Raw genomic sequence first — 6,156 nt, forward strand, 5'->3', positions numbered from 1 at the left:
CACCGAATGGCTCCACTCACTGCTGGAACTGCTCGCGAGTCCTCGCGAAGAAAGCTCGGCCGATTCAGCTCTGGCCCGCGGACGCGGGCCGGCACGATCCGCCTACCCCTTGAGCAGCGCCCGAGCCATCACCATGCGCTGGATCTGGTTGGTGCCCTCGTAGATCTGGGTGATCTTCGCGTCCCGCATCATCCGCTCGACCGGGAAGTCGCGCGTGTACCCCGCCCCACCGAACAACTGCACGGCGTTGGTCGTGACCTCCATCGCCGTGTCCGACGCGAACGTCTTCGCCGCTGAGGAGGCGAAGCTGCCGTCCTTCTCCCCCCGCTCGACCTTCGCCGCCGCCGCGTACACCAGGTGACGGGCGGCTTCGATCTTCATCGCCATGTCGGCCAGCATGAACTGCACGCCCTGGAACTCCGCGATGGCCTTGCCGAACTGCTTGCGGTCCTTGACGTAGGCCACCGACGCGTCCAGCGCGCCCTGGGCGATCCCCAGGGCCTGGGCGCCGATCGAGTGCCGGGTGTGGTCGAGGGTCTTGAACGCCAGCCGCAGGCCCTGCCCCGGCTCGCCGATGATGCGGTCGGCGGGGATGGTGCAGTCCTCGAAGTAGATCTCGCGGGTCGGGGAGCCCTTGATGCCGAGCTTGCGCTCCTTCGGGCCGACGACGAAGCCCGGGTCGTCCTTGTGGACCATGAAGGCCGAGATGCCGTCGGCGGGCTTGGCCGCGCCGGGGTCGGACACGGCCATCACCGTGTACCAGGAGGACTCGCCCGCGTTGGTGATCCAGCACTTGGTGCCGTTGAGCACCCACGACGAGCCGTCCAGCCGGGCCCGGGTGCGCATCGACGCCGTGTCCGAGCCCGCTTCGCGCTCCGAGAGCGCGTAGGAGGCCGACTCGCCCGCCGCGATCGAGGGCAGGACTTGCTTCTTCAGCGCCTCGGAGCCGCCGAGGATCAGGTTCATGGTGCCCAGCTTGTTGACCGCCGGGATGAGCGAGGACGACGCGCACACGCGGGCGACCTCCTCGATGACGATGTTCGTCGCCACCGAGTCCGCGCCCTGGCCGTCGTACTCCTCGCCGATGTGCGGGGCCGCGAAACCCGCCTTGACCAGGGCGGAGTTGGCCTCGACGGGGTAGCGCTCCCGCTCGTCGACGTCGGCGGCGTGCGGCGCGATCTCCTTCTCCGCCAGTGCGCGGACGGCCTCCCGCAGCGCGTCGTGCTCGTCGCTGAGCTGGTAGAGGCCGTCCACAGTTACCTCCCGGTAGCCAAAGTTCCGGCCACCAGGTTAGCAACCGTTCACTAGGAGGTGCGTGTGTCCTGACGCACCTGTGCGCGCAGGGCCGCGTCCTTGTCCAGGACCAGCTTCTCCAGCGACGCCTGGAAGTCCGCCATCCGCGCGCTCAGTGCCTCGTCGGCGGCGGCGAGGATGCGCACCGCCAGCAGGCCCGCGTTGCGCGCGCCGCCGATCGAGACCGTCGCCACCGGAACCCCGGCGGGCATCTGCACGATCGAGAGCAGCGAGTCCATCCCGTCGAGGTACTTCAGCGGCACCGGGACGCCGATCACCGGCAGGACGGTCGCCGAGGCGACCATGCCGGGCAGGTGCGCGGCCCCGCCCGCCCCGGCGATGATCACCTTCAGGCCCCGCGACGCCGCCGTGGCGGCGTAGTCCAGCATGCGCTGGGGCGTGCGGTGCGCGGAGTAGACGCCCACCTCGTGGGCCACGCCGAACTCCGCCAGCGCCTCGGCGGCCGCCGACATGACCGGCCAGTCCGAGTCGCTGCCCATGATGATGCCGACGGCGGTCACTTCTGCTCCTGGTGGATCTCGTGGCCGTCGAGCCAGGCGGCGTGCGACAGCCAGTGGGCGGCGAGGCGCCCCCGCTCGCGGGTGGCGGCGGGGTCGGTGCCGAGGAAGGTCACGTGGCCGACCTTGCGGCCCGGTCGCTCCTGCTTGCCGTAGAGGTGCACGTGGGCGTCGCGGAAGCGGGCGAACAGGTGGTGCACGCGCTCGTCGACGCCCATCGCGGGCGTCTCGGGCGCGCCGAGGACGTTGGCCATGACCACGACCGGCGCGAGGGGGTCGGTGGCGCCGAGCGGGTAGTCCAGGACGGCGCGCACGTGCTGCTCGAACTGCGAGGTGCGCGCGCCCTCGATGGTCCAGTGCCCGGAGTTGTGCGGGCGCATCGCCAGCTCGTTGACGACGATGCCGGAGTCGGTCTCGAACAGCTCGACGGCCAGCACGCCGACCACGCCCAGCTCGTGGGCGATGCGCAGCGCCAGCTCGTGGGCCTGCTCCTCCAGCTCGTCGGAGAGCCCGGGGGCCGGGGCGATGGTCTGCACGCAGATCCCGTCGACCTGCACGGTCTCCACGACCGGCCAGCACGCGCCCTGCCCGAACGGCGAGCGCGCCACCAGCGCCGAGAGCTCCCGGCGCAGGGTGACCTTCTGCTCGACCAGCAGCGCTCGACCGGCCAGGCCGCCGACGACCTCGGCGGCCTGCTCGGCGGAGTCCAGCATCCACACGCCGCGCCCGTCGTAGCCGCCGCGCGCGGCCTTGAGCACGACCGGCCAGCCGTGCGCCTGGCCGAACTTCAGCACGTCGGCCACGTCGCTGACCTCGGCGTACTCCGGGATCGGCGCGCCAAGCTCGGCGAGCCTGCGCCGCATGACCAGCTTGTCCTGGGCGTGCACCAGCGCGTCGGGGCCGGGCCGGACCTTGACACCTTCGGCGATGAGCGCGCGCAGGTGCTCGGTCGGCACGTGCTCGTGGTCGAAGGTCAGCACGTCGCACCCGGCGGCGAAGCCGCGCAGCGCGTCGAGGTCGGTGTGGTGGCCCAGGGTGATGGCGGGGGAGACCAGCGCGGCGGGGTCGCCGTCGGTCTCGGCCAGCACGTGCAGAGTTTGGCCGATGCCGATGGCGGCCTGGTGCGTCATCCGCGCCAGCTGACCGCCGCCGACCATCCCGACCACGGGCAGTCCGGTGCGTGCGTCCACGAATCGGGGAGCCTAGTCGGCCCTGGTCACGCCCTGCTCAGCCGGTCTACCAGCGCGAGCGCCGCGTCCTCGGCGCACGGCAGCCGCTCGACGCCGATGGTCGGCCTGCGCGCCGGGCGCAGGTGCACGTCCACTCCCAGCCGCTCGGCGATGAGCGCACGCGTGCGGGACGCCCGCTCGGCCAGGCCGCGCCCCCGCTCGGCGAGCACCGCGGCGACCGACGGGCCCAGCACCGCCAGGCTCTCGCCGCCGTCGAACACCTCGCGCAGCACGTCGCCGACCAGGGCCATCGCCATCAGCCTCGGCCAGCCCGCGGTGCGCGAGAGGTCGAGGGAGACCACCAGCAGGACGAACCGGTCGGCGGGGGCGAAGTCCGCGCGCCTGCCCGCCCGGTAGACCTCGCCGATGCGCACCCGCAGGTACTCGGCGGTGGCCAGGCCGGTCAGGTTCTCCGTCGCCGCGACCGCGCTCAGCTCGCCCAGCGCCGCGTCGGCCCAGGCCAGCGCGGTCGCGCGCAGCAGCCGCGGCGGGACGGCGTCCGGGTCGGGCAGCCCCGACTCCAGCACGGCGTGCAGGGCGGTGAGGTCGGCCAGCGTCTCGTCGAGGCCCGCGCCCGCGCGGGCCCTGGCCCGTCCGAGGTCGCCGAGCGCGGCGGGCAGGTCCGCGCCCGCCACGACCGAGTGGCAGACCGCGTCCACCTCGGGGACTCCCCAGTCGCTGGGGAAGCGCCACCCCGCGGCGAAGCTCGCGGTGCGCCAGCGCCCGCGCAGCTCGTTGAGCAGCCGGTCAGCGCCGTCGGCGCCGCCCTGCCACCGAGAGCCAGCCTCACGTACCGCCACGCGTCTCGTCCTCTCGTCGCACGCCCCGATGGGTGACGCGCCTTCCACCGCGCTGTGACGCGGTTCCGTCGGTCAACCGGGAAAACGTGACGGTTGCGGGGTCATCCGTCACACTTGGGCTCTGTGCGTGGTCCGGGAGGGGAGTCCCGGTGGACTGAGGGGAGGATCGTGTCGACGGTTCCGGCGATCGATGGGCCGAGTGACGCCGAGCTGATCGATTCGGTGCGCGGGGGCACCGTATCGGCGTACGGCGCGCTGTACGAGCGGCACGTCGCCGCGGCATACAACCTGGCCAGGCAGCTCACCCGATCGCCATCGGAGGCCGACGACCTCGTCTCCGAGGCCTTCGCCAAGGTGCTCGACACCCTGCGCCAGGGCCGCGGCCCCGACTCGGCGTTTCGCGCCTACCTGCTCACCGCCCTGCGCCACACCGCCTACGACAAGACCCGCCGCGACCGCCGGGTCGAACTCTCCGACGACGTCACCCAGGTCAGCGGCGTCGACCAGGCCGCGGTCAGCGTCCCCTTCACCGACACCGCCGTCGCCGGCCTGGACCGCACCCTCGCCGCCCGCGCCTTCGCCAAACTGCCCGAACGCTGGCAGGCCGTGCTCTGGCACACCGAGATCGAGGGCCAGTCCCCCGCCGAGGTCGCCCCCCTGCTCGGCCTGACCCCCAACGGCGTCTCCGCGCTCGCCTACCGCGCGCGCGAGGGCCTGAAGCAGGCCTACCTGCAGGTGCACCTGGCCGAGACCCAGGAGCAGGGCTGCCGGGCGGCCTCCGAGCGCCTCGGCGCGTGGGTGCGCGGCGGCCTGTCCAAGCGCGAGACCGCCCAGGTGGAGTCCCACCTGGACACCTGCGTCTCGTGCAAGGCGCTGGCCATGGAGCTGACCGACGTCAACGGCGGCCTGCGCGTGTTCATCGCCCCGCTGGTGCTGGGCGCGGGCGCGGCGGGCTACCTGGCCGCCGCGAAGCTGACCGCGGGAACCGCCGCCATCGCAGGCGCCGCGGGTGCGGCGGGTGCGGCGGGCGCCGCCGGGTCCTCCGGCGGCCTGATCGGCGCCATCACCGGCGCTCCCCGCCAGTTCGCGGGCGTGGCCGCGTCCACCGTCGCCCTGGCCGCGGTCATCGCCGTCGGCGTCGCCGCGAGCCCGGCGGGCCAGCAGATCCCCGCCGCCGCCCCGGTCCAGACCAGCGAACCCGCCCCGGCCCCGCCCGCTCCCCCCGCGCCGCAGCCGCCCGCCCCCCAGCCGCCCCCACCGCCCCAGCCGCAGCCCCCCGCGCCCGAGCCCCCCGCGCCGCAGCCGCCGCCCACCCAGGCCGATCCCCCCGCCCCCGAGCCGGTCCAGCCACCCCCCACCCCCGACCCCGAGCCGATCCCCGGCCCCCCAAGCCTGTCCGCCGACCCGGTCGACCCGATCGCCCTCAACGTCGGCGACGGCCCCGCCGACCTGCCCATCACCGTCCGCAACAGCGGCGGCAGCGTGTCCGAGCCGGTGGTGGCCACCCTCGCGCTGCCCCCCGGCGTGCGCGCCGTCGAGTCCGATCGTCTGTCGGCGGCCCCGCGCCTGCTGCTCAACGCCGCCCAGACCGGCACCGTCCGCTGCCCGGCGGGCACCGGCACGGTGACCTGCACCAGCGGCGAGGGCCTGCGCCCCGGCGACTCGGTCACCCTGGTCTTCCTGCTGGTGGCCGACCCCGGCTCCCCCGGCGGCCGGGTGACCGGCGCGGTGACGGCGGGCTCCAGCATCACCGTCGACATCGCCGTCCCCGTCAACGTCAAGGAGAAGCGCGACGCCGTCGACGTCCGCGCCAAGGCCACCGGCCACGGCTGGTTCGACGCCCTCTGGCCCTGGGAACGCGACATCCACCTGACCGCCGCCGCCCGCAACACCGGCGAAAGCACCAAACCCATCACCCTGACCCTGGACGAACCCGCCCGCCAGATCGCCGGCTTCCCCTCCTTCACCTGCACCAGCGACGGCCGAGCCCGCACCACCTGCACCACCACCAAGCCGGTCCCCCCCGGCACCGAGGTGGCGGTGGAGTTCCGCGTGGACCGAGGCCACGACCACCCCCACGACGGCAAGTGGCGCAAACTCACCATCACCGCCGTCCTGGGCACCGCCACCGACACCACCACCGTCAAGGTCCCCGCCCACGGCCCGTGGTGGCCCGACATCAAACCCCCCGCCCACGAGCGCCCCACAACGACACAACCCCCCACCACCACAACGGACACCCCCCTCCCGACAACCACCCCACCGTCAACCCCACCCACGACCACACCCCCCAACCCCACCCCCACCGCGCCCACA

5 protein-coding genes are annotated in these 6,156 nt (G+C 73.8%); 1 reads left to right on the forward strand and 4 read right to left on the reverse strand.

The features are described 5' to 3' along the window. Positions 1-102: 102 nt before the first annotated feature. The 4 genes from ACFPM7_RS28685 to ACFPM7_RS28700 are packed head-to-tail and all read right to left on the reverse strand — an operon-like array spanning position 103 to position 3,840. Entirely contained in the window at positions 103-1,254 is a 1,152-nt protein-coding gene (locus ACFPM7_RS28685) for an acyl-CoA dehydrogenase family protein (RefSeq protein WP_378250951.1), read from the reverse strand. Positions 1,255-1,304: 50 nt separating this feature from the next. Then, complete coding sequence (gene purE / locus ACFPM7_RS28690; RefSeq protein ID WP_378250957.1) at positions 1,305-1,793, reverse strand: 5-(carboxyamino)imidazole ribonucleotide mutase; 489 nt, start codon at positions 1,791-1,793, stop codon at positions 1,305-1,307. A 17-nt stretch (positions 1,794-1,810) separates the two neighbouring features. Continuing rightward, on the reverse strand, positions 1,811-3,001 hold the full coding sequence (locus tag ACFPM7_RS28695) for a 5-(carboxyamino)imidazole ribonucleotide synthase (protein WP_378250952.1): 1,191 nt from the start codon (positions 2,999-3,001) through the stop codon (positions 1,811-1,813). 26 nt (positions 3,002-3,027) lie between these two features. Then, on the reverse strand, positions 3,028-3,840 hold the full coding sequence (locus tag ACFPM7_RS28700; protein WP_378250953.1) for a GGDEF domain-containing protein: 813 nt from the start codon (positions 3,838-3,840) through the stop codon (positions 3,028-3,030). 168 nt (positions 3,841-4,008) lie between these two features. On the opposite strand from ACFPM7_RS28700, the gene ACFPM7_RS28705 reads away from it, so the two are divergent. After that, positions 4,009-6,156: sigma-70 family RNA polymerase sigma factor (locus ACFPM7_RS28705; protein ID WP_378250954.1), on the forward strand; the 2,148-nt coding region annotated here is incomplete at its 3' end.

This window comes from Actinokineospora guangxiensis, from assembly GCF_042657845.1.
Taxonomy (GTDB): domain Bacteria; phylum Actinomycetota; class Actinomycetes; order Mycobacteriales; family Pseudonocardiaceae; genus Actinokineospora; species Actinokineospora guangxiensis.

Bases quoted from the DNA above. Each gene is read 5' to 3' on its own strand.
- purE (WP_378250957.1), bottom strand. From the start codon at position 1,793: ATGGGCAGCGACTCGGACTGGCCGGTCATGTCGGCGGCCGCCGAGGCG.